Source organism: Nocardioides anomalus (genome assembly GCF_011046535.1).
Lineage (GTDB): Bacteria > Actinomycetota > Actinomycetes > Propionibacteriales > Nocardioidaceae > Nocardioides > Nocardioides anomalus.
The window spans coordinates 4822033-4846326 of record NZ_CP049257.1 but is presented as its reverse complement, the minus strand read 5'-3'; the positions used below and the strand labels follow the sequence as shown (position 1 = coordinate 4846326).

The 24294-nt window shown below is 73.7% G+C and carries 28 protein-coding genes and 1 tRNA gene; 14 read left to right on the top strand and 15 right to left on the bottom strand.

Features of this window, described 5'->3' with window-relative positions; genetic code table 11:
* Positions 1-29: 29 nt before the first annotated feature.
* The 3 genes from G5V58_RS24145 to G5V58_RS24135 all read left to right on the top strand — a co-directional run bounded on the left by G5V58_RS24145 (position 30) and on the right by G5V58_RS24135 (position 1531).
* Positions 30-482: a hypothetical protein gene (locus tag G5V58_RS24145; RefSeq protein ID WP_165227630.1), complete on the top strand. Its 453-nt coding sequence runs from the start codon at positions 30-32 to the stop codon at positions 480-482.
* A gap of 253 nt (positions 483-735) precedes the next feature.
* Positions 736-811, top strand: a tRNA-Gly gene (locus G5V58_RS24140).
* Positions 812-889: 78 nt separating this feature from the next.
* Positions 890-1531, top strand: a complete 642-nt coding sequence (locus tag G5V58_RS24135; RefSeq protein WP_165237997.1) for a DUF2461 domain-containing protein — start codon at positions 890-892, stop codon at positions 1529-1531.
* Position 1532: 1 nt separating this feature from the next.
* Here the strand turns inward: G5V58_RS24135 and G5V58_RS24130 are convergent, their stop codons facing one another.
* Both G5V58_RS24130 and G5V58_RS24125 read right to left on the bottom strand, forming a co-directional pair.
* Entirely contained in the window at positions 1533-1997 is a 465-nt protein-coding gene (locus G5V58_RS24130) for a nuclear transport factor 2 family protein (protein ID WP_165237995.1), read from the bottom strand.
* A gap of 32 nt (positions 1998-2029) precedes the next feature.
* On the bottom strand, positions 2030-2443 hold the full coding sequence (locus tag G5V58_RS24125) for a hypothetical protein (protein ID WP_165237992.1): 414 nt from the start codon (positions 2441-2443) through the stop codon (positions 2030-2032).
* A 32-nt stretch (positions 2444-2475) separates the two neighbouring features.
* Between G5V58_RS24125 and G5V58_RS24120 the strand changes: the two genes are divergently transcribed.
* Positions 2476-2967, top strand: a complete 492-nt coding sequence (locus G5V58_RS24120; protein WP_165237990.1) for a hypothetical protein — start codon at positions 2476-2478, stop codon at positions 2965-2967.
* Here the strand turns inward: G5V58_RS24120 and G5V58_RS24115 are convergent.
* Together G5V58_RS24115 and G5V58_RS24110 are read right to left on the bottom strand one after the other, a co-directional pair.
* On the bottom strand, positions 2924-3382 hold the full coding sequence (locus tag G5V58_RS24115; RefSeq protein WP_165237988.1) for an RrF2 family transcriptional regulator: 459 nt from the start codon (positions 3380-3382) through the stop codon (positions 2924-2926). The genes G5V58_RS24120 and G5V58_RS24115 overlap by 44 nt on opposite strands.
* A gap of 84 nt (positions 3383-3466) precedes the next feature.
* Complete coding sequence (locus G5V58_RS24110) at positions 3467-4357, bottom strand: sulfite exporter TauE/SafE family protein (protein WP_165237986.1); 891 nt, start codon at positions 4355-4357, stop codon at positions 3467-3469.
* A gap of 192 nt (positions 4358-4549) precedes the next feature.
* Here G5V58_RS24110 and G5V58_RS24105 point away from each other — a divergent pair, with 192 nt between their 5' ends.
* Entirely contained in the window at positions 4550-6424 is a 1875-nt protein-coding gene (locus G5V58_RS24105) for an acyl-CoA dehydrogenase (RefSeq protein ID WP_165237984.1), read from the top strand.
* A 54-nt stretch (positions 6425-6478) separates the two neighbouring features.
* Here G5V58_RS24105 and G5V58_RS24100 read toward each other — a convergent pair whose 3' ends face one another.
* A complete protein-coding gene (locus G5V58_RS24100; RefSeq protein ID WP_165237982.1) occupies positions 6479-7354 on the bottom strand; it encodes a LysR family transcriptional regulator ArgP in 876 nt (291 codons plus the stop codon).
* 70 nt (positions 7355-7424) lie between these two features.
* Between G5V58_RS24100 and G5V58_RS24095 the strand changes: the two genes are divergently transcribed.
* Positions 7425-8030: a LysE/ArgO family amino acid transporter gene (locus G5V58_RS24095; protein ID WP_165237980.1), complete on the top strand. Its 606-nt coding sequence runs from the start codon at positions 7425-7427 to the stop codon at positions 8028-8030.
* Here G5V58_RS24095 and G5V58_RS24090 read toward each other — a convergent pair.
* Genes G5V58_RS24090 through G5V58_RS24080 form a run of 3 tightly spaced genes read right to left on the bottom strand, consistent with a single transcriptional unit; the run spans position 8027 to position 10841 of the window.
* Positions 8027-8506 carry a hemerythrin domain-containing protein gene (locus G5V58_RS24090; RefSeq protein ID WP_165237978.1) on the bottom strand — a complete coding sequence of 160 codons (480 nt, stop codon included), beginning with the start codon at positions 8504-8506 and terminating at the stop codon, positions 8027-8029. The two genes, G5V58_RS24095 and G5V58_RS24090, sit on opposite strands and share 4 nt — an antisense overlap.
* Positions 8506-9132: a class I SAM-dependent methyltransferase gene (locus G5V58_RS24085; RefSeq protein ID WP_165237975.1), complete on the bottom strand. Its 627-nt coding sequence runs from the start codon at positions 9130-9132 to the stop codon at positions 8506-8508. Before G5V58_RS24085 ends, G5V58_RS24090 begins: the two co-directional genes overlap by 1 nt.
* Positions 9129-10841, bottom strand: coding sequence for a thioredoxin-like domain-containing protein (locus tag G5V58_RS24080; protein WP_165237973.1), 1713 nt, complete (start codon positions 10839-10841; stop codon positions 9129-9131). The genes G5V58_RS24085 and G5V58_RS24080 overlap by 4 nt, the downstream gene beginning before the upstream one ends.
* Before the next feature lie 47 nt (positions 10842-10888).
* Here G5V58_RS24080 and G5V58_RS24075 point away from each other — a divergent pair, with 47 nt between their 5' ends.
* From G5V58_RS24075 to G5V58_RS24060, 4 genes are all read left to right on the top strand, one after another.
* Positions 10889-11704 carry a maleylpyruvate isomerase family mycothiol-dependent enzyme gene (locus G5V58_RS24075; RefSeq protein ID WP_165237971.1) on the top strand — a complete coding sequence of 272 codons (816 nt, stop codon included), beginning with the start codon at positions 10889-10891 and terminating at the stop codon, positions 11702-11704.
* Complete coding sequence (locus G5V58_RS24070; RefSeq protein ID WP_165237969.1) at positions 11701-12627, top strand: oxidoreductase; 927 nt, start codon at positions 11701-11703, stop codon at positions 12625-12627. Before G5V58_RS24075 ends, G5V58_RS24070 begins: the two co-directional genes overlap by 4 nt.
* Before the next feature lie 66 nt (positions 12628-12693).
* On the top strand, positions 12694-13356 hold the full coding sequence (locus tag G5V58_RS24065) for a hypothetical protein (RefSeq protein ID WP_165237967.1): 663 nt from the start codon (positions 12694-12696) through the stop codon (positions 13354-13356).
* A gap of 4 nt (positions 13357-13360) precedes the next feature.
* Entirely contained in the window at positions 13361-13747 is a 387-nt protein-coding gene (locus G5V58_RS24060) for a DUF2237 family protein (protein ID WP_165237965.1), read from the top strand.
* Here the strand turns inward: G5V58_RS24060 and G5V58_RS24055 are convergent.
* Entirely contained in the window at positions 13734-15287 is a 1554-nt protein-coding gene (locus G5V58_RS24055; RefSeq protein ID WP_165237963.1) for a hypothetical protein, read from the bottom strand. The genes G5V58_RS24060 and G5V58_RS24055 overlap by 14 nt on opposite strands.
* 30 nt (positions 15288-15317) lie before the next feature.
* Entirely contained in the window at positions 15318-16016 is a 699-nt protein-coding gene (locus G5V58_RS24050) for a VC0807 family protein (RefSeq protein ID WP_165237960.1), read from the bottom strand.
* Between the two features lie 160 nt (positions 16017-16176).
* Here G5V58_RS24050 and G5V58_RS24045 point away from each other — a divergent pair, with 160 nt between their 5' ends.
* Both G5V58_RS24045 and pgm read left to right on the top strand, forming a co-directional pair.
* Positions 16177-16995 carry an alpha/beta fold hydrolase gene (locus tag G5V58_RS24045; RefSeq protein WP_165237958.1) on the top strand — a complete coding sequence of 273 codons (819 nt, stop codon included), beginning with the start codon at positions 16177-16179 and terminating at the stop codon, positions 16993-16995.
* 7 nt (positions 16996-17002) lie between these two features.
* Complete coding sequence (pgm, locus tag G5V58_RS24040) at positions 17003-18637, top strand: phosphoglucomutase (alpha-D-glucose-1,6-bisphosphate-dependent) (protein WP_165237956.1); 1635 nt, start codon at positions 17003-17005, stop codon at positions 18635-18637.
* Between the two features lies 1 nt (position 18638).
* Here the strand turns inward: pgm and G5V58_RS24035 are convergent, their stop codons facing one another.
* Positions 18639-19037 (bottom strand): hypothetical protein, encoded by a 399-nt coding sequence (locus tag G5V58_RS24035; protein ID WP_165237954.1) that lies wholly within the window; start codon positions 19035-19037, stop codon positions 18639-18641.
* Between the two features lie 48 nt (positions 19038-19085).
* Between G5V58_RS24035 and G5V58_RS24030 the strand changes: the two genes are divergently transcribed.
* Positions 19086-19598: a pyridoxamine 5'-phosphate oxidase family protein gene (locus tag G5V58_RS24030; RefSeq protein ID WP_165237952.1), complete on the top strand. Its 513-nt coding sequence runs from the start codon at positions 19086-19088 to the stop codon at positions 19596-19598.
* Here the strand turns inward: G5V58_RS24030 and G5V58_RS24025 are convergent.
* Positions 19595-20830: an ATP-grasp domain-containing protein gene (locus tag G5V58_RS24025; protein WP_165237950.1), complete on the bottom strand. Its 1236-nt coding sequence runs from the start codon at positions 20828-20830 to the stop codon at positions 19595-19597. The genes G5V58_RS24030 and G5V58_RS24025 overlap by 4 nt on opposite strands.
* 145 nt (positions 20831-20975) lie before the next feature.
* Between G5V58_RS24025 and G5V58_RS24020 the strand changes: the two genes are divergently transcribed.
* A complete protein-coding gene (locus G5V58_RS24020) occupies positions 20976-21596 on the top strand; it encodes a hypothetical protein (protein WP_165237948.1) in 621 nt (206 codons plus the stop codon).
* 3 nt (positions 21597-21599) lie between these two features.
* On the opposite strand, the gene G5V58_RS24015 is transcribed toward G5V58_RS24020, so the two are convergent.
* From G5V58_RS24015 to G5V58_RS24005, 3 genes are read right to left on the bottom strand one after another with little or no spacing between them, the layout of a single operon-like run.
* Positions 21600-22343, bottom strand: coding sequence for an esterase family protein (locus G5V58_RS24015; RefSeq protein WP_165237946.1), 744 nt, complete (start codon positions 22341-22343; stop codon positions 21600-21602).
* Positions 22343-23341, bottom strand: a complete 999-nt coding sequence (locus tag G5V58_RS24010; RefSeq protein ID WP_165237944.1) for an alpha/beta hydrolase — start codon at positions 23339-23341, stop codon at positions 22343-22345. Before G5V58_RS24010 ends, G5V58_RS24015 begins: the two co-directional genes overlap by 1 nt.
* 13 nt (positions 23342-23354) lie before the next feature.
* Positions 23355-24287, bottom strand: coding sequence for an endonuclease/exonuclease/phosphatase family protein (locus G5V58_RS24005; protein ID WP_165237942.1), 933 nt, complete (start codon positions 24285-24287; stop codon positions 23355-23357).
* Between the last annotated feature and the right edge of the window lie 7 nt (positions 24288-24294).

The following is a 24294-nucleotide window of genomic DNA, read 5'->3' as shown; positions in this document are numbered from 1 at the left end:
CGGCCCGCGATCGCCAAGCGAGGCGCACCGTGCAGATCATCGTCAACGGGCAGAGCTACACCCGCTGGGAGGACGTCCCCGAGGCCGTGCGCACCCAGCTCGCCGCCACGCTCCCCGACACCGACCACAACGGCGTGCCGGACATGCTCGAGGGCAACCTCTCCGGGCTCTCGCAGCTGGCCGGCCAGGCCCAGACCTTCACCTCCGTCTCCGTCGACGGCCAGCCCGTGAGCTCGCTGGGCCAGCTGCCGCCCGAGGTCCAGGAGCTGCTCCAGAAGACCCTCGGCCTCGCCCAGCCCGGCTCGGTCGCGGCCCCGCCGCCGGCTCCCGGCGCCGCCCCGGCCGCCCCGGCCACGCCGGCCACAGGCACGCCGGCGCCGCCGCTCCAGCCCGGTCAGGTGATGCTCAACGGCGTGCCGACCACGCCCGGCGACATCACCGAGCCCCGCAAGCCCTGGTGGAAGCGGCTCTTCGGCGGCTAGTCGTCCGACTCCATCTGCGGCGACCCGAGCGCGGCGCCGAGCGGCTGGCCGTGATGAGGTCGCCGTCGGTGACCACGCGCTCGTCGACGTGGTGCGCCAGGTCCGACCACATCCGCTCGACGTCGTCGACCGTCGCGTCCGGCAGCACGGTCAGGCCGCCCACCGTGCGCACCGGTCACGGATCAGCCCGACCGGCAGATGGGCGGCGGCCCGCGCGGCTGGGGTAGCATTCCCGCGCCGGTCCACCGGCACTGCGGATGTAGCTCAGTTGGTAGAGCGCGACCTTCCCAAGGTCGATGTCGCGAGTTCGAATCTCGTCATCCGCTCCACCCACGTCGTGGTCGCGCGAGCGCGACACCCTGCCCCCACGTCGATCTCACGAGTCGGAAGCTGGTCGTCCGCTCCCCATGGAGTCCACGCAGTTCACAGGCTTCCCCGCCGAGGCGCTCGACTTCTACGACGACCTCGAGGTCGACAACACCCGCAGCTTCTGGGAGAAGCACAAGGACGTCTACGACACGTGCGTGAAGGCGCCGATGGTCGCGCTGACCGGTGCGCTGGCCCGGGAGTTCGGCGAGGCCAAGGTGTTCCGGCCCTACCGCGACGTGCGCTTCGCCAAGGACAAGACGCCGTACAAGACCCACCAGGGCGCCTTCGTGCGGGTCGCCGACGCGACCGGGTGGTACGTCGAGGTCTCACCCCGCGGCGTGCGGACCGGGGGCGGCTTCTACCGGGCCGAGGCGCCGCGGCTGGCGGCCCTGCGGGTGGCGATCGCGCACGACACCTACGGCGCGGAGCTGGCCGCGGTCGTCGCGCGGCTGGAGAAGAAGGGCTTCGAGGTCGGCGGCGAGGTGCTGAAGACGACGCCGCGCGGCTACGACCGCGACCACCCGCGCATCGAGCTGCTGCGCCACAAGTCGCTGATCGCCAGCCACCACATCGGCTTCGAGCCGGTCATCCACTCCGCGGAGCTGCTCGACCTGGTCCGGCAGGACTGGCGCGCCACCCGGCCGCTCGTCGACTGGGCCGAGCGGCACGGGACCCACTGAGTCAGGCCGACCGGAAGCTCGCCATCGTGCGCTCGGGCTCCCAGTAGGCCTTCATCGAGGCGACCCGGCCGTCGTCGTGCACGACGTAGACCATGATCAGGTCGGTCGTGGTGCTGCTGCCGTCGGCGAACGACGTGCGGATCCGGCCGATGTTGGCGCAGGTGTCGCTGCCCGGGTTGGCGAAGCTGTCGGTGATCTCGAACTCGAAGCGGTCGATCGAGGCGATGGCCGCCTCCCAGAACGCGCGGAGCCCGTCGTGGCCGTGGTGGCCGCGGCCCTCGGGGTCGAACATCGACGGACCGACGGGGTCCTCGAGGACGCAGTCCTCGGCGTACACCGTCAACCACTCCTCCAGGTCGCCCTTGGCCACCGCGGAGTAGGAGCGCATCGAGGCGGTGCGGGCCGGGTGCTCGTCGTCGGGGGCGTCCCAGTGGATGGCGTCGGAGCTGATCGCCGCGGTGCTCATCCCGGCATCGTAGGGCCGAACTGGAACACGTTCTACTGCGCCCAGGTGTCACCGGGCGTCCGGACGGCGTTCACCGCGTCGTACGACGGGCCGGTCAGCCTGGGGACATGGCCAAGCAGGACGTGTACCTGATCGTCGGGCTCCCGCACGCCGGGGTCCCCGTGCTCACCACCGCCCTCGAGCAGCACCGCGACGCGCTCGCCCAGCGCGGCGTGCGGGTGCCGGCGCGCTCGAGCGAGGAGGCGTTCCGCGCGGCGGTCGAGCTGCGCCGCGAGCACAAGGCGTGGTCGCTGCGCCGCAAGGACGTCGAGGGCACCTGGGCCGGGATCTGCCGGCGCGCCCTCAAGACCAGGGACACCGTCGTGGTGGGCCACGAGCTGCTGGCCGGCGCGGCGCCGGACGAGATCGACCTGCTCGTCGACGGGCTGGCCGGCGCGCGCGTGCACGTCGTGGTCGTGGTCGGCCCCCCGACCCGCTGGTGGGGCTGGTCCCGAGCGAGCTGGACTTCGCCGACGTGGTCGGCCGCTGGACCCGCGCGGCCCGGGCGCCCGAGCGCGTCCACGTGCTGCTGGCCGACCAGGGCCCGGCCCGGACCTGGCACGAGCTCGGCGAGCTGGTCGGCTTCGACGCCGACGCGCTCCCGCTGCCGACCGGCGTCGACGCGGACGCCGGCCGCCTGGACGTGCGGACCCTCGGGCTGCTCGCCGAGAGCACCGCGGCCCTGCTCGACGACGACGAGCTCGAGGAGCTGGTCGAGCACTGGGCCAAGACCGCGGCCGAGGGCGGGTACGACGTGCGCGGGGACCTCAGCGCGCTGGGACCGCGGCCGGCCTCCACCGACGTACCTCTCGCGGCCCTGCGCGCGGCGCTGGCCGAGACCGTGGCCGAGGTCGGCAGGCTGCGCGAGCGGGTGGCCGAGCTCGAGGTCAGTGCGGCTGCCAGGCGTCCTCGTCTGCGGTCCTCGAGGTGACCGCCTTCGGCAGCTTGGCGTCGGCCAGCTGCTGGATGGACACCTGCTCGAAGACGTCGCGCAGCGAGCGGCGCGCGGCGATCCAGACGTGCTGGAGCACGCTGGCGGTCTCGTTGTACTCCACCGACTCCGGCCGCAGGCCGTAGACCGAGACCAGCGGCCCGTCCACGGCCCGGATCACGTCGGCCACCGACACGTCGTCGGCCGAGCGGCCCATCCGCCACCCGCCGGACTGGCCGCGCTGCGACATCACGATGCCGGCCCGGCGCAGGTCGGCCAGGATCGCCTGCAGGAAGCCGTGCGGGATCTCCTGCTGCTTGCCGAGCTCCTCGGCGCTGATCGCCTTGCCGTCGCTGCGCGAGGCCATCTCGATGAGCGCGCGCAACGCGTAGTCGGACTTCGCGGAGACTCGCACGAGGCCAGTGTGTCAGATGTGTTGATCGTTTCGGTGGTCTTAGTGGTCCTGGGGTGCGGCCGCTCCAGGGAGTGCCGCGGGAGGTCAGGCCCCGACGGGCGTCGCCGCCCGCGGGTCCGCGGGGTCGCGCGGCTGCTCGAGCTTGACCGCCCAGCTCGTCCACAGCACCCACAGCGTGAAGACGACGGCGGCCAGCAGCCCCTCGGTGGTCGCGGTGGCGTCGGCCCGGTCGGCCAACGTCTGCAGGTTGGTCAGCACGATGAGGCCACCCGCCGCGACGCCCAGCACGCGGGCCGGGAGGTGGCGGACCAGGAGCGCCGCGACCGGCGCGGCCAGGACGCCGCCGAGCATGAGCGCGAGCACGTAGCCCCACTCGATCCCGTGCGCACCGAGCCCGACCAGGAAGCCGAGCGAGCCGCCGGCGGCGACGACGAACTCCGCGGTGTCCACCGAGCCGACCACCTTGCGGGGCTCCAGTCGGCCCGAGGCGAGCAGCGAGGAGGTCCCGACCGGACCCCAGCCCCCGCCGCCGACCGCGTCGAGGCCGCCGGCGAACAGCCCGAGCGGCGCGAGGAAGCGCGCCCGTGGCCGGGGGCCGAAGCGCAGCGCGCGCGGCGAGAGGAAGCGGAAGGTCACGAAGGCGCCCAGCCCGATGAGCAGGGCGGCCACGACCGGTACGGCGACGTCGGCGTCGAGGTTGACCAGGACCGTGGCACCGGCGAAGGCCCCCACGAAGCCGGGCAGCGCCAGCACGCGCACGGTGCGCCAGTCGGTGTTGCCCAGCGTGTGGTGGGCGAGGCCCGAGACCAGCGTGGTGCCGAGCTCGGAGAAGTGGATGGCGGCCGAGGCCGCAGCCGGCGCGATGCCGGCCGAGACCAGCAGCGTGGCCGACGTGACGCCGTACCCCATGCCCAGCGAGCCGTCGACCAGCTGCGCCACGAGGCCGACGAGCGCCAGCAGCACCAGTCGTCGCACCGGACCTCCTCAGGTCGTTCTCCACAAACTGTACTCACATTGTGGACAAACGTCTTGGGAGACGGCCGTCACAGCCACCGGGGTGGGAGGTGGCGTTTTCTTGCGAGGTCCGCGACCCCTGCCTACGATGAAGTTACTCACTGGTAGAACCGACCAGTAATACAGCAGTCACGACGACGTGAGGGGCCCTCCGTGAGCCACTACAAGACCAACCTCCGCGACATCGAGTTCAACCTCTTCGAGGTCCTCGGCCGCGACGAGGTCCTGGGCACCGGCCCGTTCGGCGAGATCGACGGCGAGGCCGCCCGCTCGATCCTGGCCGAGGTGGAGCGCATCTCGCGCGAGGACCTCGCGGCGTCGTACGAGGACAGCGACCGCAACCCGCCGGTCTTCGACCCCGAGACGCACACCGCGCCGCTGCCGGAGTCGTTCAAGAAGAGCTACCGCGCCTGGATGGACGCCGAGTTCTGGCGGACCCAGATCAAGGAGGAGCTCGGCGGCACCTACGCGCCGTCCACCCTCAACTGGGCCATCGCGGAGATGGTGCTCGGCGCCAACGCGCCGGTGTGGATGTACGGCTGCGGGCCCGCCTTCGCCGGCGTGATCCACCGCAACGGCAACGAGCGCGACCAGGCCATCGCCCAGCTCGTCGTGGACCGTGAGTGGGGCACCACCATGGTGCTCACGGAGCCCGACGCCGGCTCCGACGTGGGCGCCGGTCGGACCCGGGCCACGGCCAACGAGGACGGCACCTGGAACATCGAGGGCGTCAAGCGCTTCATCACCAGCGGCGAGTCCGACCTGCAGGAGAACATCATCCACCTCGTGCTGGCCCGCCCGGCCGGTGTCGAGGGCGTCGGCGGCCCCGGCACCAAGGGGCTCTCGCTCTTCATCGTGCCGAAGTACCACTTCGACCTCGAGACCGGCGAGCTCACCGGCGAGCGCAACGGCGCCTACGTGACCAACGTCGAGCACAAGATGGGCATCAAGGTCTCGAACACCTGCGAGGTCACCTTCGGCGACCCGGCCATCGGCGGCGGCGAGCCCGCGCGCGGCTGGCTGCTGGGCGAGGTGCACGACGGCATCGCCCAGATGTTCCAGGTCATCGAGAACGCCCGGATGATGGTCGGCACCAAGGCCATCGCCACCCTGTCGGCGGGCTACCTCAACGCGCTGGACTACGCCAAGACCCGCGTCCAGGGCGCCGACCTCACCCAGTCCGGCGACAAGACCGCGCCGCGCGTCACCATCACCCACCACCCCGACGTGCGCCGCTCGCTCCTGGTCCAGAAGTCCTTCGCCGAGGCGATGCGTGCGCTGGTCCTCTACACCGCCTCGTGGCAGGACGAGGTGCAGCTGCTCGAGCACGCCGACCAGCTCGACACCGACGAGGCCAAGCTGGCCTCCGCGGTCAACGACCTGCTGCTGCCGATCGTCAAGGGCTACGGCTCGGAGCGCTCGTGGGTCCTGCTCGGGACCGAGTCGCTGCAGACCTTCGGCGGCTCCGGCTTCCTGCAGGAGTACCCCCTCGAGCAGTACGTCCGCGACGCCAAGATCGACACCCTCTACGAGGGCACGACCGCGATCCAGGGCCAGGACTTCTTCTTCCGCAAGATCGTCAAGGACCAGGGCCGCGCGCTCGGACACCTGGCCGAGCAGATCCAGGGCTTCATCGACAGCGAGGCCGGCAACGGTCGGCTCAAGGTCGAGCGCGAGCTGCTGGCCCAGGCGCTCGAGGACGCCAACACCCTCGTGGGTCACATGATCAACGAGCTGATGACGGCCCAGGACGAGATCCGCAACGTCTACAAGGTCGGCCTCAACACCACCCGCCTGCTGATGGTGCTCGGCGACGTGGTGTGCGGCTGGCTGCTCCTGCGCCAGGCCGAGATCGCGCTGCAGAAGCTCGGCGGCTCGCCCTCGCCCAAGGACCAGGCGTTCTACGAGGGCAAGGTCGCGGCGGCGCAGTTCTTCGCGCAGACCAACCTCCCGCGCATCAGCGCCGAGGTCGCCATCGCCCAGGCCACCGACCTCTCGGTGATGGACCTGTCCGAGGACGCGTTCTAGGCAGCACCTGTCGTACGACGCCCCGCCGGCCCCCGGGCCGGCAGGGCGTCTGCGTCAGGTCCGCAGGTGTGCGCCCGCGTGCCGGCGCACGGCGTCGGTGAGGGTGGTCAGGGTGGTGGAGTCGAGGCGCCAGCGCTGCCAGTAGAGGTGCACGTCGCGGTGGGTCCGGCCGCCGAGGGTGACCAGCCGGCCGGCGTCGAGGTCGGGCAGCAGCTGCGGCTCGGGGAGCATGCCCCAGCCGAGACCGCGGCGGACCGCCTCGTGGAAGTCCGCGCTGGTCGGGACCCCGTGGACCACGTCGGGCTGGGTCACGCCGCGCTCACGGAGCACCTCGTCCTGGAGCGCGTCCTTGGCGTTGAAGACCACGACCGGCATCCGCTGCCAGTCGTGGCTGCGGCCCTTGGCCCACCGCTGCGCCAAGGCCGGGGTCGCCGCCGGCCGGTAGCGCAGCCAGCCGAGGTGTTCGGAGCGGCAGCCCTGGACCGGGTGCGGCTCGTCGGTCACCGCGGCGAGCGCCTCGCCGCTGCGCAGCAGCTCGGCCGACCAGGCCTGGTCCTCGACGACCAGGCGCAGGGCCAGCCGCTCCTGCACCTCGGCGTCGGCCAGCACGTCGCGGAACCACGTGGCCAGCGAGTCGGCGTTGACGGCCACTGTGACCTCGGCCCGACCGACGTGGGCGCGCAGCGCGGCGCGCGCCTCGTCGTCCAGCAGCCGGGTCTGCCGCCCGAGCCGGACCAGCGCCGCGCCCGCCTCGGTGGGCACGCACGGCGATCCCCGGCGGACCACGACCTGGCCGACCTCCTGCTCCAGCGCGCGGATCCGCTGGCTCACCGCGCTCGGCGTGACGTGCAGCGCCCGCGCGGCCGCGTCGAAGGTGCCGTGGTCGGCGATGGCCACCAGCGCCTCGACGCCGGCAGCGTTGTAGGACATGAAGCCAGGCTAATGCGACTGCAGAATCCTTCGCTGGTCTAAGGGCGGTCCCGGTGCCTAGCGTGGTCGGGTGCTCGACTCGTCCGCCGCCGGCCTGCTCACGGGGCTGTCCCTCATCGTCGCCATCGGCGCGCAGAACGCGTTCGTGCTGCGGCAGGGGCTGGCCCGCGAGCACGTCGGCCCGGTCGTGGCCATCTGCGCGATCTCGGACCTGGTGCTCATCCTGGCCGGCGTGGCCGGCATCGGCACCGTCATCCGCCAGGCCGGCTGGCTGGTCGACGTGGTCCGGTGGCTCGGCGTGGCCTTCCTGACCTGGTACGGCGTCTCGTCGCTGCTGGCCGCGCGCCGCGCGTCCGCCCTGGACGTGGCCGGCCCCGAGCCGCTCAGCCTGCGTGCGGCCGTGCTGCGGGTGACCGCGCTGACCTGGCTCAACCCGCACGTCTACCTCGACACCGTGCTGCTGCTCGGCTCGGTGGCCAACACCCACGGCCACACCGGCCGGTGGTGGTTCGCGGCCGGAGCGTCGATCGCGTCGCTGCTGTGGTTCGGCGGCCTCGGGTACGGCGCGCGCTACGCCTCGCCCCTGCTGTCGCGACCACGCGCGTGGCAGGTCCTGGACGTGCTCATCGGCCTCACCATGCTCGGCATCGCGGCGATGCTGGCGCTGCGTGCCTAGAGCCCGAACCCGAGGCGGTTGAGCGGCTCGACGAGCTGGTCCTCCTCGTAGGTCAGGTGCGCGAGCAGCGTGGCCTCGAGGCCCTCCAGCGCGGCGGCCACGTCGACGACCCCGCGATCGGGCTCGGTGACCAGTGCGACGAGGGCCTGATCGAGGGCCTCGAGGCGGCCGTGCACGGCGTGGTGCTCCTCGAGCATCCGGTCGAGAGCCGGACCGAGAGTGGGCTCGGCGGCGCGCAGGCGCGGGTACATCGCCTGGTCCTCGATCGAGTGGTGCATGGTCACCACCCGGCAGTAGGTCTGGCAGTAGGTGCCGAGCGTCCAGTCGTTCTGCCGCAGCGTCATGGTGCTGATCGCGTGCCGGGCGTCGGCCGCGTCGCGGCGGCCGCGCTCGACCTCGCCGACCAGCTCGCGCAGCTGGGCCAGCTCGCCGCGGAGGTGGTCGTGGATCGCGACCAGGTGGTCCCCGTCGCCCATCAGCGCTCCCAGGCCAGCGTGTAGCGGAACCACATCCGGTGCCGGAAGCGGGAGCCCGGCAGCAGGCGGGTGGCGGCGGCGCGGACCTCGGCGTACGACTCGTGCGCGTCCTTGACCGGCACGTCGGCCGGCCGCGGCCCGCCGCGCTCGACGCGCGGGTGCTTGGCCAGGCCGACGAGCGGGTTGAGCGCGGAGCTGGCCAGGTCGACGCCGAGGTCGGTGGGCGAGGCGGTGCGGGCCAGGCCGATGACGAGCAGCCGCCCACCCGGGGCGACGAGGTCACGGGCGGCACGCAGGCCGTCCTCGAGCGGGACGTGGTGGAGGGTGGCGACGACCGTGACCAGGTCGTGCCGGCCGCGGGCGTCGAGCAGCGACTCCCGGCGCACGTCGGCGCGCGGGACCCGGACCCGGGCGGCCGCGACCATCTCGGCGTCCACGTCGATGCCGCTGACGTGGTCGAACGCGCCGGCCAGCCGGGCCAGCAGGCCGCCGCGCCCGCAGCCGACGTCGAGGGCGGAGCCGCGGCGCTCGGGGAGGTGGCGCAGCACCCAGCCGTGGAAGTGGTCGTTGTGGCTCCAGGGGTGCCGGGCGTTGAGCCGGTCGAGGACCGCGGCCGGGCCGGTCACGCCGAGCCGCCCAGCGGGAGCGTGAGCACGCCGTCGGCGTCAGCACCGATGCGGATGGGTACGCCCCAGTCCTGCTGGTGGATGTGACAGGCCGCGCCGTCGCCCTCGATGTCGCAGGACGCGGCGCGGGCGGCCACGTGCAGCACGCCCTCGCCCACCGACGCGTCGAGGACCAGCGTGCGGGTGAGCGCCGTGTCGCGGCCCTCACCCTCGCGCAGCAGCGCGGGCGGGGTGGCCTCGACCACGAGCTGCGAGGGGGGCCCGAACCGGTCGTCGACCTTCTGCCCGGGCGGCGGCTCGAAGGTCACCTCCAGCCGCAGCCTGGCCGCGACCTCGGTGACCGGGCGCTGGGTGGTGTGGCTGAACCCCTCGGTCCGGCTGGCGTGCCCGAGCGGGACCCGGGTCAGCCGGTGCGCGTTGCCCTCGACCACCACGAGCTCAGCCCCGGAGACGTACGCCGCCGCCGGCTCGGCCAGCCCGCCGGCGAGCGTGGTGACCTCGCCGGTGGCCGGGTCGTAGCGGCGGACCGCGCCGTTGTAGGTGTCGCACACCGCCACGCTGCGGTCGGGCAGCACGGTCACCCCGAGCGGGTGCTGGAACAGCGCCTGGTCGGCGGGGCCGTCACGGAAGCCGAAGTCGAAGAGCCCCTCACCGACCGCGGTGCGGACGACGCCGTCCTCGACGAAGCGCAGCGACGAGGTCTCGCTGTCGGCCAGCCACAGCCGGTCGCCGTCGGCCGCGAGCCCGGAGGTCTGGGCGAACCACGCCTCGGCCAGCGGGCCGTCGAGCAGCCCCTCGTTGGTCGTGCCGCCGGCCACCTCGACCGCACCGGTGGTCGGGTCGTAGGTCCACAGCTGGTGGATCCCGGCCATCGCGATCCACACCCGCTCGCGCCACCAGGCCACGGCCCACGGGCTGCTCAGCCGCTCGGTGCCGTCGCCCTGCATCCACTGCTCGCCGTCACCGGCCAGCACCCGCACTTCGCCGCTCCCGAGGTCGATGCTCGCGAGCTGGTGGTGCACCGTGTCCGCGACGTAGGCCGTGGCGCCGACCACGCACAGGCCGTTGGGCTCGGCGAACCCGTTCCACGAGCGCAGCTCGTCGCCCTCGGCGGACAGCTCGACCACCCGGTCGTGGCCGGCGTCGGCCACCAGCACCCGACCGTCCCCGAGCGGCGCCGCGTCGGCCGGGAAGCGCAGCGTGCTGGGCTCGATCTCCGGGGCGACGTACGGCGAGTCGCCCGGCTGGAGCGTGCCCCTGGCCCGGTGCTCCTCGACCAGCTCGCCGAGCAGCCGGCCGAGGGCGTGCGCGTGCCCCTCGCCGGCGTACTGCGCGACGACGTAGCCCTCCGGGTCGACCAGCACCAGCGTCGGCCAGGCCCGCGCGGTGTAGGCCTGCCAGGTGATGAGCTCGGGGTCGTCGAGGACCGGGTGCCGCACCTCGTAGCGCTCCACCGCCGCGGCCAGCGCGTCCGGGTCGGCCTCGTGCACGAACTTGGGCGAGTGGACCCCGACGACGACCAGCTCCTCGGCGTACTCCTCCTCGACCGGGCGCAGCTCCTCCAGCACGTGCAGGCAGTTGACGCAGCAGAAGGTCCAGAAGTCGAGCAGCACGAACCGGCCGCGCAGGTCGGCGATGCGGTACGCCGCCCCGCCGGTGTTGAGCCAGCCCCGGCCACGGAGCTCGGGGGCGCGCACACGTGCGGTCACCGGACCATTCTGCGGGGGCGACCCAGCCGCGGCACTACGGTGGCCGGGTGACCGACGACCGCGAGGAGCTGGCCGGCTACGTCGAGGTCTGGTGGCAGGCGGTCGACGACCTCGTGAGGCTGCTGGAGGAGCTGCCGGAGGCGGAGTGGTCGACGCCGACGGACCTGCCGGGGTGGGACGTGCGGGCGTGCGCGGCGCACACCGCCCACCTCGAGAGCGTCCTCGCGGGCCGGCCGGAGGAGACCGCGGACATCGGCGAGCCGCCGCACGTGAGGGGCCCGATGGGGCTCTACACCGAGATCGGGGTGGTCGGCCGGCGCGAGGCCAGCGCGGACGCGATCATCACCGAGCTGCGCGAGGTGACCACCGCGCGGCACACCCAGCTGCTGGCCGACCCGCCGACCGACGGCGACGCCACGCCGCCGGTGATCTTCGGCGGCGTGCCGTGGTCGTGGCGCACCCTGCTGCGCAACCGGCCGCTGGACGTGTGGATGCACGAGCAGGACGTGCGCCGTGCGGTCGGCCGCCCCGGCGGCCTGGACACCCCCGCCGCCCGGCACACGGCCGACTACCTGGCCGAGGGGTTCGGCTACGTGCTGGCCAAGAAGGCGCAGGCGCCGGCCGGGACGACCGCCGTGCTCGAGGTCGAGGGGCACGAGCCACGGGCGTTCTCGGTCGGCGACGACGGCCGCGGCCGGCCGGTGGCGCCGCCGGCGGAGCCGACGGTGCGCCTGCGGATGGACCGCGAGTCGTTCATCCGGCTGGCCGGCGGGCGGCGCGCGGCCGAGCCGGGCGCCGTCGTGGTCGAGGGCGACGAGGAGCTCGGCACCCGGGTCCTCGCGGTGCTGGCGACCACCCCGTGACCGACGTCTGGGGGCTGGCCGACATCCCGGACCAGGCCGGGCGCACCGTCGTGGTGACCGGCACGTCGGTCGGTGGCATCGGGCACGCCACCGCCCTGGAGCTGGCCCGCCGCGGCGCGCGCGTGGTCCTGGCCGGACGCAGCCCGGCCAAGCTGGCCGAGACCCGGGCCGCGGTCACGGCCGAGGTGCCGACCGCCGCGCTCGAGGGGCTCGAGGTCGACCTGGCCTCGCTGGCCTCGGTCCGCGCCGCCGCGGCGGACGCCCAGGACCTCGGACCGCTCGACGTGCTGGTCAACAACGCCGGCGTGATGGGCACGTCGCGCCGCAGCACCGAGGACGGCTTCGACCTGCAGCTGGCCACCAACCACCTCGGGCCGTTCCTGCTCACCGGCCTGCTGCTCCCCCAGCTGCTGGCCAGCAAGGCCGGGCGGGTGGTGACCGTCTCGAGCCTGCTGCACAAGACGGCCCGCCGCGCGCCGACGTCGTTCGCGCCGACGCGCGGTGTCTACCGGAAGTGGCAGGTCTACGGGCAGTCCAAGCTGGCCAACCTGCTCTTCACCCACGAGCTCGAGCGGCGCGCCCGGGAGAAGGAGCTGCCGGTGCAAGCCCTGGCCGCGCACCCCGGCTTCTCCGGGACCCACCTGGCCGCCAACGGCCAGTACGGCCGCTCCTCCGGCGGCCTCGCCTCCATCCTCGACGCGACCATCAAGGCGGTCTCCCAGCCCGCCGCGCACGGCGCCTGGCCGGTGCTCATGGCCGCGACGGCCGAGCTCCCCGGCGCGACGTACGTCGGACCCGGCGGGCTCGGCGAGGTCGCGGGCGCCCCGCAGGTGGTCACCTCCAGCGCGCTCTCGCGCGACCCGGACGCCGCCCGCCGGCTCTGGGCGCTGAGCGAGGAGGCCACGGGGATCAGCTACCCCTGACCAAAGTCGCGGGTGGGCCGACCTGAGCCCGATGTGACCATCCCGCGCGCTGCCTAGCGTCGGGGCGTGGCCACCGACCAGGTCTGGACGCTCGAGCACGACGGCCGGCGCCACCGCGTCGTGGCCGGCGGCTCGTTCGCCCACCAGGTGCGGTGGTACGTCGACGACGAGCTGCGCGCCGAGAAGAAGACCATGGACGACAAGGTCACCGTCGAGGCCGCCGGCCAGACGCTCCGCGTCGTCCACTCCGGCCTGGGCACGCCCCGGCGGGCCACGCTGTACGACGCCGGCGAGAGCGCCGGGGCGCTCACCGGGCTCGGCGGGACCGACCTGGTGCCCGCGCCGGGGAGCCGCGCCGCGGCGTACGAGCACCGGGTCCGCGAGCACCCGACGCGCTACGCCGCCCTGGCCGGCCTCGGCGGCGTGGCCAAGGTCGTGGTGCCGATCCTGCTCAGCGTGCTGGTCCTGCGGTTCGCGGTCAGCCTCCCGTGGCCGGACCTGCCCTCGATCCCCTGGCCCGACCTCCCGTCGATCCCCTGGCCGGACATCCCGTGGCCCGACCTCCCCTCACCGGACCTGCCCGACTGGTCGCTGCCGGGGTGGCTGCGCTGGGTGCTGGACCACGCGACGTACGTCTGGCCGGTGGTGCTCGCGGTGGTCCTGGCGCGCGCGGAGGTCAGGCGGCGCCGCGACCAGGACGAGAAGCGCCGGGCCGCTGAGGGAGACTGACGCCGTGGAAGAGCGCAACGTCCTGGGCGGCGAGCTGGAGCCGTGCGGCACCGAGCCGGTGACCGGCTTCTACCGCGACGGGTGCTGCGCCACCGGCCCGGAGGACCGCGGCAGCCACACCATCTGCGCGGTCGTGACCGCGGCGTTCCTCGAGCACCAGCGCGGCATCGGCAACGACCTGACCACGCCCATGCCGCAGTTCTCGTTCCCGGGGCTGGTGCCCGGGGACCGGTGGTGCGTGACCGCCTACAACTGGGCGCGCGCCTTCCAGGCCGGCGCGGCGGCGCCCGTGGTCCTGGCCGCGACCAACGAGGCGGTGCTCCAGATCGTGCCGCTCGAGGCGCTGCGCGAGCACGCGGTCGACGTGCCGGACGACCTCAGCGGTCTCTGATCCTGACCATCCCGCCCAGGGTGGCGACGTACGCCGAGCCGTCGGGTCCGAGCGTGACCGCGGCGTAGTGGTTGTTGAACAGCGTCCCCGTGCCGGTGCGCACCGAGAAGGCGGTGGCGCCGGTGCGGGCGTCGATCGCGGTGAGGTACCAGGCGCTGACCCCCCACCACGACGACCGCGTGGTGTAGGCGTAGACCAGCCCGGTGGCCAACGACACCTTGGCCACCGAGGTCGGCGCGACCTCGTCGGAGGTCCAGGCCACCGAGCACTCGCCGCCGTCGGCGTCGACCCGGGCGAGCCCACCCGCCGGGGCGCGGCCGACCACGGTGCTCCACGGCGCGGTGTAGCCGTGGTTGTTCTCCACCACGACGCTGGCGTCGCCCACGGCGACGAGGGAGTTGTCGGTCGCGCTGCGGTCGGCGCCGAAGACCGGAGCCTGGCAGACCAGCCGGCCGTCGGCACCGTCGTAGAACTGCACGTGCATGCGCGGCTCGGCGTTGTCGGTGATGGCGACGAGCCCGCCGGGCAGCACCGTGGGCGTCGTCCCGCTGCCGGCGCTGAGCTGGCCCGGCTTGTGCTCGCCCGCGTTCTCGTACGCCGTGCGCCAGAGCACCTGCGGCGCACCGGTGTCGTCGAGCGCCACCTTGACCAGCTCCGCGGTGGTGACGAGGTAGAGCCCGGTCTCGTCGACCGCGACCGAGTTGGCCACCTCGCCGCCCAGCTCCAGCGGCGCGGCGCCCTCCGTGGCGCCGGCGCGGCCGTCCTGGGTGACGTACCAGGTGTGGCCGGCCCAGTCCGGCAGCACGGCGACCAGGCAGTCGTCGTCGGGCACCCGGTCACCCAGGTCGGCCTCGTCGACCACCCGCAGCGACGGCGTCTCGACGGTCAGCACCCGGCGATCGGTCGTGGCCACGACGGCCCGGTCGTCGGCGTCGAGGTAGAAGTACGCGCCGCCGCAGAGGTCCTCCCACGGCCGCCGGTCCGACGGCTCGCGGTCGGGCAGGTCCAGGGTCGTGAGCGGACGCATGGTGTCCGGGTCCAGCAGGTGCAGGACCGGACCGCTGCGGTTGCCGCACAGCGCGACCAGCCGGTCGTCGCGGTCGAAGGCGAGGGTGGCGCACTCCTCGAGGCCGTACCACGCGCTGCTGACCTCGGGGTCCACCCCGAGCGGGCCCGCCCCGACGTAGCTGTCCGTGGCCCACGCGTCGTCGTGCATCGAGCTGCCCCCGTTCGGCGCGAGGTGCGGGTGCTGCGGCACCGTGCCGAGCTCGAGCGGCCGCGGTGTGGCCGCGTGCCCGACGTAGGCCGGCGTGACGAGCAGCCCACCGCCGGGCGGGATCGGCAGCCGGCCGTCCGGCAGCACGGCCACGGTGACGACTGCCGCGGCCCCGAGCACCACCAGGGCCAGCACGGTCCACCGGCGCGGCCGCAGCCGGCGGCGCACGACCGGCACGGCGAGTGCCACGACGAACAGGAGCAGCGACCACGGCCCGACGGCCAGCCACCCGGCGAGCAGCACCAGCAGGGCGGCGAGCAGCATCAGGCGTCGCCGCGCGGCCGGTGCACGGGCTCAACGTAGCGAGACGGTCTCCGTCCGGGCCAGCAGTCCCTCGCGCCGCGCCACCGCGCTCGCGGCCAGGATCGTGAGCACGATGCAGGTGGCGTTGGTGACCGGCACGACGACGGTCTTGGCCAGCACGAACGTGGTCAGCGGCTGGCTCAACAGCAGGATCAGCACGACGGTGGCCTTGCCCAGCAGCGCGGCCGCCCACAGCAGGGTGAGCCGGCGGAAGAGCCGCTGGATGCCGCAGCGCGCGTGCAGCTCGGCGGTCAGCGGGTAGAAGTCGCCGGCCAGCCGCGCGACCACCGGCCGGGCGGTCAGGGCCGAGGCCAGGAACGCCGTGCCGAGCACCAGGTCGGTGAGCACGGGCTGGAGGAAGTAGACGAACGTGCTGTCCGCGGCCAGCGCCACCAGCGTGCGCACCGTGAGGACGGCCGCGGTCAGCAGCAGCATCCCCGAGGGCCGGCGCCCGGTCGCCCAGCGCACGCCGATCGCGCCGTAGGACCACAGCAGCGCGCAGCCGATCGCCACCCACACGCCCGCGGTGACGAACAGGGTGAAGAACAGCACCCCCGGCACCACGCACGCGACCAGCAGGTTGACCCCGACCCGGCGCAGGACCGCCGGCAGCGAGGGGTGGACAGGCCCCTGCTCGACCCCCGCCGCGGGTTGCAGGGATGTCCCCGCGGGGAGGTCGAGCAGGGCCATGACGCAAGCAGACCCGACGCGGCCACCCGCCCGGGTGGCTTCGCGGTGACCCTGGGGTGGTGGTCCAGCGGTCGGGTCGGCCGCTCGGAGGAACCCGCCGCATTCCGCCCCGCGACCGACCGGGCCTCGCCTACCCTCCCCGGCCCACCATGATGGGCCCGTGGAGCTGAGTCGGACCTTCGCCTGGGAGGGTCGGCGGATCGCCTGGGACACCCGCGGCGACGGGCCCGCGGTGGTCTTCTGCCACGGCACCCCGTGGTCCTCGGCGACCTGGGCGCCGGTCGCCGACGCGCTGGCGACCGAGTACGCCGTGCACCTGTGGGACCTGCCCGGCTACGGCCGCTCGTCGAAGGACCCGGCGCACGACGTCCACGCCGGCGTGCACGCCCGGGCGCTGGCCGCGCTGCTCGACCACTGGGGCCTCGAGCGCCCACACGTGGTCGCCCACGACCTCGGCGGGCTGGTGGCCCTGCGGGCCCACCTGGTCGAGGGGGCGGCGTACGCCTCGCTGTTCCTGGCCGACGTGGTCGCGATCGGGCCGAGCGGCTCGCCGTTCTTCCGGTTCGTCCAGGAGCACCGCGGGGTGCTGGCCGGGCTGCCGGCCTACGTCCACGAGGCGGTGGTCCGGGCCTACGTCGGCGACGCGCTGCACCGCGACCTCGGGTCGGAGACCCTCGACGCGCTCGTGGCGCCGTGGCTTGGCGCGGAGGGACAGGCGGCGTTCTACCGCCAGATCGAGGACTACGACGTGGACCTCATCGAGGCCGACGAACGGGCCCTGCCGACCCTCGACCTGCCGGTGCGGATCGTGTGGGGCACCGACGACGGCTGGATCCCGCTGGCCACCGGCCGCCGGCTCGCGGCCCTGGTCCCGGGCGCGGAGCTCACCGAGATCCCGGGCGCCGGCCACCTGGTCCAGCTCGAGGCGCCGGGCGAGGTGCTGACCGCGCTGAGCGCGTGGCTCGCGCGCGGAGCATGATGACCCCATGGCCGACCCGCGCGCAGGACAGCCCGCCGAGCCGCAGGACCTGGTGGACCTGCCGCACCTGGTGACGGCGTACTACACCGGCATCCCCGATCCCGACGTCGCCGAGCAGCAGGTGGTCTTCGGCACCAGCGGCCACCGCGGGTCCTCGCTGGACACGGCGTTCAACGAGTGGCACATCGCGGCGACCACGCAGGCGATCTGCGACTACCGGCGTGACCAGGGCTACGACGGGCCGCTGTTCATCGGCCGCGACACCCACGGGCTGTCCGAGCCGGCGTGGGCGACGGCGCTCGAGGTGCTGGTGGCCAACGACGTGACGGTGCTGGTCGACAGCGCGGACCGCTACACGCCGACGCCGGCGGTCAGCCACGCGATCATCCGGGCCAACCGCGGCCAGCAGAGCGGGCTGGCCGACGGCATCGTGGTGACGCCGTCGCACAACCCGCCGAGCGACGGCGGCTTCAAGTACAACCCGCCCCACGGCGGGCCGGCCGACACCGACGCGACGAAGGTGATCGCCGACCGGGCCAACGAGCTGATCCGGGCCGGGCTGGACGGCGTGCAGCGGGTGCCGTTCGCGCGCGCCCGGGCCGCGGTGGAGGCGTACGACTTCCTGGGGACCTACGTCGACGACCTGCCGTCGGTCGTCGACCTGGCCGCGATCAAGGACGCCGGCATCCGGATCGGAGCGGACCCGCTCGGCGGGGCGTCGGTCGACTACTGGGGCGCGATCGCCGAGCGGCACGGGCTCGAGCTGACCGTGGTCAACCCGCTCGTCGACGCCACGTGGCGGTTCATGACGCTGGACTGGGACGGCAAGATCCGGATGGACTGCTCCTCGCCGTCCGCGATGGCCTCGCTGGTCGCGCAGAAGGACCGCTTCCAGATCGCCACCGGCAACGACGCCGACTCCGACCGGCACGGCATCGTCACCCCCGACGCCGGGCTGATGAACCCCAACCACTACCTCGCGGTCGCCATCCAGTACCTCTTCGGCGGCGCCCGCCCCGGCTGGCCCGACGGCGCGCGCATCGGCAAGACGCTGGTCTCCAGCTCGATGATCGACCGGGTCGCCGAGTCGCTCGGCAAGCCTCTGGTCGAGGTGCCGGTCGGCTTCAAGTGGTTCGTGCCCGGGCTGATCGACGGCTCCTTCGGCTTCGGCGGCGAGGAGTCGGCGGGCGCGTCGTTCCTGCGCACCGACGGCACCACCTGGACCACCGACAAGGACGGCATCATCCTGGCCCTGCTGGCCTCGGAGATCCTCGCGAGGACCGGGCGCAGCCCGAGCGAGCACTACGCCGACCTGGTCGCCGATCACGGCGACCCGGCGTACGCCCGCATCGACGCGCCCGCCTCGCGCGAGCAGAAGGCGAAGCTCTCGGCGCTGTCCGCCGACGACGTCTCCGCCACGTCGCTGGCGGGCGAGGAGATCACGGCCAAGCTCACCGAGGCGCCCGGCAACGGCGCGAAGATCGGCGGGCTCAAGGTCACCACCGAGTCGGCCTGGTTCGCCGCGCGGCCGTCGGGGACCGAGGACGTCTACAAGATCTACGCCGAGTCCTTCCGCGGCCCCGACCACCTGGCCGAGGTGCAGGCGGAGGCCAAGAAGGTCGTGGACGCGGCGCTCGGCTGACCTAGAGGTGGTCGGGCACGATCAACGCGTCCGGGTCCGCCCGCGGCGGCAGGGCCTCCAGCGCGGCGGTGACCAGCGCGACCCGCGCCTGGACCAGCACCCGGCCCTTGAGCCCACGCGCCGCGACGCCCGCGTGCTCCTCCACGGTGCTGCGGACCTGCGCCTCGGTGAAGGTCGGGCGCGTGCCCGGCGCGACCTCGACGTCCGGCAGCGCCACCAGCACCGGCAGCAGCTGGTCGCCGAGGCCGTCGAGGAGCTGGAACCGCTGGAACTTGCCCAGCGCCTCCCACGCCTCGTCCGGCGTACGACGGCCCTTGCGGACGTCCTTGTCCTGCGCCGCGAGCACGGTCTTGGCCGCGCCCTGCAGCGCGACGGTCAGCTCGCGCTCGGTGAACCGCATGCCCCCATTCTCCGATGAGTCCGTGCGCGACGCCGAGTCGGCAGGCTCATGACGATCTCCCCGCTGTACGGCGACCCGTCGGCCACCGCCCCCTCGTGGGCGGAGGTGGAGGCCCGGCTGACAGCGGCCCGGCTCTACTGGCTGGTCACCGTGCGCCGCGACGGCCGCCCGCACGCCGTCCCCCTGTGCGGCGTGTGGCGCGACGGCGCCTTCTTCTTCTGCACCGGTGACGCCGAGCAGAAGATGCGCAACCTCGAGCACGACCCGCACGTGGTCGTCGCCGCCGGCCCGCTCGGCGCCGACGGCTGGGCCCACGGCAAGGACCTCAGCGTCGAGGGCGTCGCCGCGCGGGTCGAGGACGAGGCGCTGCTGCGCGAGCTGACCGCGGCCTGGGAGGACAAGTACGCCGGTGACTGGCGCTGGGAGGTCCGCGACGGCCGGTTCTTCGAGCTCACCGACCAGGGCGACGGCACCCACGACGGCGCGCTGGTCTTCCGGGTGCCCCCGGACAAGGTGCTGGTCTTCGGCGACGAGCACGGCCAGACGACGTACCGGCCCTAGACGCCGATCTGCTCGCTGGCCCACAGCCCGACCAGCCCGCGGAAGTGGGCGAGGAACTGCTCCTGCTCGTGCGGCGGGTAGGTGGCCTCGACCGTCTCGCGCAGCAACCGGTCGAAGTCGTCGCCGGTGACCCACTCGAGCACGGCCTCCGACAGGTGGGCGAGGTGCTCGCCGCACCACTCCCAGTACCGGTCGGTCTCGAAGTGCTCGTCGGCCAGCGCGAGGTAGCGCTCGAGCTTGTCCTCGTAGGACAGCCCGGGGGTGTCGGCGATCTCGAAGTACCGGCGGGTCTGCAGGTCCACGTCGGTGGTGCGGCCGGTGACGACGCAGTACGTCGACCAGCGCACCAGCGCGGTGATGGCCCACGGGAAGTAGTAGTGCAGCGAGGTGACGGCGACGTCGGGGCAGGCGTTGGCGTAGTCGATCGGGTAGACGTCGTCGCCGACCACGAGCATCTCCGCGGAGTTGAACTCCCAGAGGAAGAACGCGTTCACGATCCGGCTGATCGCCACGGCCTGCTGGCCCGCGGACTCCGAGAGGAAGCCGTGGTTGACCGCGTAGCGCTGGTGCATCGGCTGGTCGGGCCGGAAGTCCATCACCATGGTCTCGGGCCCGATGGACAGCGCGCGGGCGAAGTGGTCGTAGTCCACGGTGGCCTGCAGGTGCATGAGCATCTCGCCGGACTCGTCGTACGCGCGGTGCAGGTCGCCCCGGTCGCCGATGCGCGAGACACCGCGCCAGGCGCCGCCGTCGAACGGCTTCATGTAGAGCGGGTAGCCGAGGTCCTGGGCGATGGCGTCGAGGTCGAACTCGCGGTTGTACTTCGAGGCGGTGTAGGCCCAGCGGACGTTGTCGACGGGGTTCTTGTAGGGCACCAGCGTCGTCGGCGGCACGTTGAAGCCCATCCGGACCAGCGCGCAGTACGCCGAGTGCTTCTCCATCGACTGGAACGTGAAGGGGCTGTTGAGCAGGTAGGTCCCGTTGACCAGCGCGGCCTTCTTGAGCCACTCGCGCGGGTGGTAGTACCAGTGCGCGAGCCGGTCGATGACCAGCTCGGTGCGGACCGGGTCGTCGAGGCGGAACGGCTCGATGGACAGCCGCTCGCTGGAGACCGTGTGGGTCTCGCCGCCGACGTCGAGCGGCCCGACCCGGCGCAGCACCTCCTCGAAGGCCCGGGGCCAGTCCTCCTCGGCGCCGAGCAGCAGGCCGATCAGGTGGTCCCGGTTGGTCATCCGTGGTCTCCTCCGAGCACGTCGATGCGGATCCGCTTGGTGGTCCTCGCCCTGACTCTGTGCCCGCAACGCGCTCCGCGCCAACCCCGCGCGCGGCCCCGCCGGGCGAAAGGTTCCTGAAAGGGTCCCGGTCCACCCTCGGGCCATGACCTCCTCCCGCACCCGCCGCCGCACCGCGGTGGTCCTCGTCCTCGCCGCTCTGTCCCTGCTCGCCGCCGTCGCCACCGCCGGCGGCGCGTCGTACGCCGGCACCCTGGCGAAGGGCGTGGTCGGCACCGCCCAGCTCAAGAAGGGCGCCGTCACCTCGGCCAAGGTCAAGGACGGCAGCCTCACCGCCGCCGACTTCGCCGCCGGTCAGCTCCCCGCCGGCCCGAAGGGGCCGGCGGGTCCGGCCGGGCCGACCGGGCCGAAGGGAGAGCGCGGCCCGTCGGACGCCTACGCGGCGAGCAGCGACGGCTTCGGGACCCAGCTCACCGTGATCGTGCCGCTGCCGGCCGGGACCTACGCCGTGACCGCCCGGGCCGACTTGTTCAGCGCGTCGGCGAGCTCCGGCTCCTGCAACCTGGGCAGCACCGGATCCGGCGGGGACCAGGCCTACGTCGCGGTGCCGGCCGGCCAGGAGGGCAGCGGGTTCCTGCAGGACGTGTTCGTGCTCGCGCAGCCCGGCTCGGTCACGCTCTCCTGCGGACCGGGCGCCGCCCAGAGCTGGGGTCGGGGCAGCGTCGTGGCCGTCGCCGTGGCGACGGCCCACTTCCCGCCCTCCTGAGCCTCAGCAGAACCGCGGCAGGTGGTGCGCGAGCTGCCTGGCCCACCAGTCCCAGTCGTGGGCGGCGTCGTGACCCCACACATCGAGCTCGTGCGGGATCCCCTTCGCGGCGAGCAGCGCGTCCATCGCGTGCGCGGCGGGCAGCGAGCCGGTCGGGTGGGTCTCCCAGGCGCCCTGGCCGACGGTGAGGACGACGTACAGCCGCCGGCGCAGCCACTCGAGGTGGTCGCCGCCGGCGTGGGCGAGGTGATCGGTGGGGTTGGTGAAGTACGCCGCGTCGCCGCGCTCGCCCCACGCGTGCCACGTCGAGGGGTCGTAGTTGCCGCTGAGGCAGAGCGCGACCGGGAACAGGTCGGCGCGGGTCAGGGACAGCTGGAGGGCGTGGTAGGCGCCCATCGAGCAGCCGGTGACCACGGCGTCGGAGGCGCCGGGGCTGTCGGCGCCGATGAAGGGCACGACGGCGTCGGTCAGCCAGCTCGTGTAGGCGCCGTGGCGGCGGGCGCGCTCCTCGAGCGGGAGGTCGCGGTTGGACCAGGACTCGCCGTCGAAGGAGTCGACGCAGTAGAGCTTGGCCCGGCCGGCGTCGACGAGGTCGGCGACCGCGTCGACCATGCCGTGGGCCTCCCAGTCCCAGGCGCGGCCCTGCTCGGCCGGGAAGACCAGGACCGGGCGACCGGAGTGGCCGTAGCGGATCACGGTGCCGGGCCGCCCGAACGGCGAGTCGAGCTCGACCTGGTGGCGCTCCATCAGCCCCAGGCCTTCGCGAGGAGGGCGCCGAGGTGCGGGTCGAGGCTGTCGCGCCAGCACATCCAGGTGTGCCCCTGCCGCACCTCGCCCCAGGAGACGTCGGCGCCGAGGTCGAGCAGGTGGGTCTGCAGCAGCCGGTTGTTGGCCAGGTTCTCCTCCGCGGTGCCGCACGTCATCGCCACCGGCGGGAAGTCGAGGGGCGTGCCGGTCGACTCGTGCAGCGAGGCCACGAAGCCGACGACCCGGTCGAAGTGGATGTAGCCCGACTCCTGCGGGTCCAGCACCGGCGTGAAGAACGACCCCGACTGGGCCGCGACGCCCGCGAACGCCTCCGGGCGCAGCCAGCCCGCGTGCACCGCCGCGAGCCCACCCAGGCTCTGGCCGAGGAGCACCGGCCTGCCGACGGTGGGGTACGCCGCGGCGAGGGCCGGCAGCACCTCGTCGACCAGCGCGTCGGCGTAGGCCGGGTTGGCGGCGTACCGCTCGTCGCGGTGCTCGCCCGGGCTCAGCAGCGCGACCCGCAGCGGGGTGGGCCGGGTCGCGGCGTAGTGCACGACGCGGCCCCACGCCTCCATCTCCGCACCGTCGTGGACCAGCAGCAGCGGCAGCGGCTCGTCCGAGGGCTGCCAGACGGCGACGTCGACGTCGGCGGCGCTCAGCTCGTGGCGCTCGCCGGAGCGCGGCTCGGCGTCCAGCCACGCCGGCGGCACGTAGCCGGGCATGGCCAGCCACGAGTGCGGCCCGAACGCGCCGTCGACCTGGTCGGGGTTGGCCGGGTCGGGCGCCATGTCGCCGTCGGCCACGAGGAGGTACTCCAGGCAGTCCAGGTCGGGGACCGGCAGCCGCAGCTCCCAGCCGCCCGCGACCGGCTCCAGCACGAGCGACTCCGGCCAGCCCGCCGGCGGCACCAGGTCCAGCCAGACCGTGACCTCGTGGTGGGCGTGGTCCTCGTCGGCCAGCCGGAACACGACCGCGTCCTGCTCGACCGCCGTGCGCATCCGGCCAACCTACCTAGGCCCTGCTGCCGTCCTTGAGCCCGCCGTTGGTGTCGATCGCGAACTGCGCGAGGACCGCGTCGTGGTCGGAGTACAGCAGGTCCACGAACTGGTAGCCGCGCATCGCCAGCTTCCGCTTGCTCCGGGTCCGGGCGTACTCGTAGATGTAGTCGATGTAGCGCCGCTTGCCGGACGCGCCGTGCGTGCCGCCGGGCTCGACCCCGAACGTCGAGTAGCACGAGCGCAGCTCCGGGCCCCGGCGCGTGCCGCCGTGCTCCCAGGCCATGAACGGGAAGCTCGGGTCCTTGACCCTGGAGTCCTTGACGTAGTCGATGTTGAGGTCGCCGGAGAGCACGACCTCGCTGCCGCCGAGGGCGTAGGTCGCCATCTTCAGCGCCTGGTCGATCTGGGCCTGGGCGCCGGCGACCCGGTCGTCGTGGAAGCGGCCGCCGGGGTGGCCGCCCTTCTCGATGCCGCGCTGGAGGTGCACGTTGAGGTGGGTGATGGTCAGCCCGGTGAGCTTCTCGCGCCAGATCGCGAAGGTGTTGTACGTCGGGTAGGGCTTGGTCGAGCCCTCGTCGCCCCACTGGTGGGCGTTGCCCTGCCCGACCGGGTCGAACATCGAGGCCCGGGCCAGCAGTGCGTTGGTCGAGCCGGGGCCGGTCGGCTGGTAGAGGTGCCAGCCGTTGAGCGCGGCCCAGTAGGCGAGCTCGTTGGGGTAGCGGAACGCCTCGTTGACCGCGAGCAGGTGCGCGCCGTACGCCGCGCGGCCGAGGTCGGTGGCCCACTGCTCCCAGGGCAGCCGGTAGCGGATGTTCGCGGTGACCACGCTGATCGAGCCGGTGTTGGCCGAGGCGGGCGCGGCGAGCAGCGGTGAGGCGGCTGCGGCGCCGAGGGTGGCGGCGCCGCCCAGGAGCAGGCTGCGGCGGGTGGGTCGGAGGTGGGTCACGGGATCC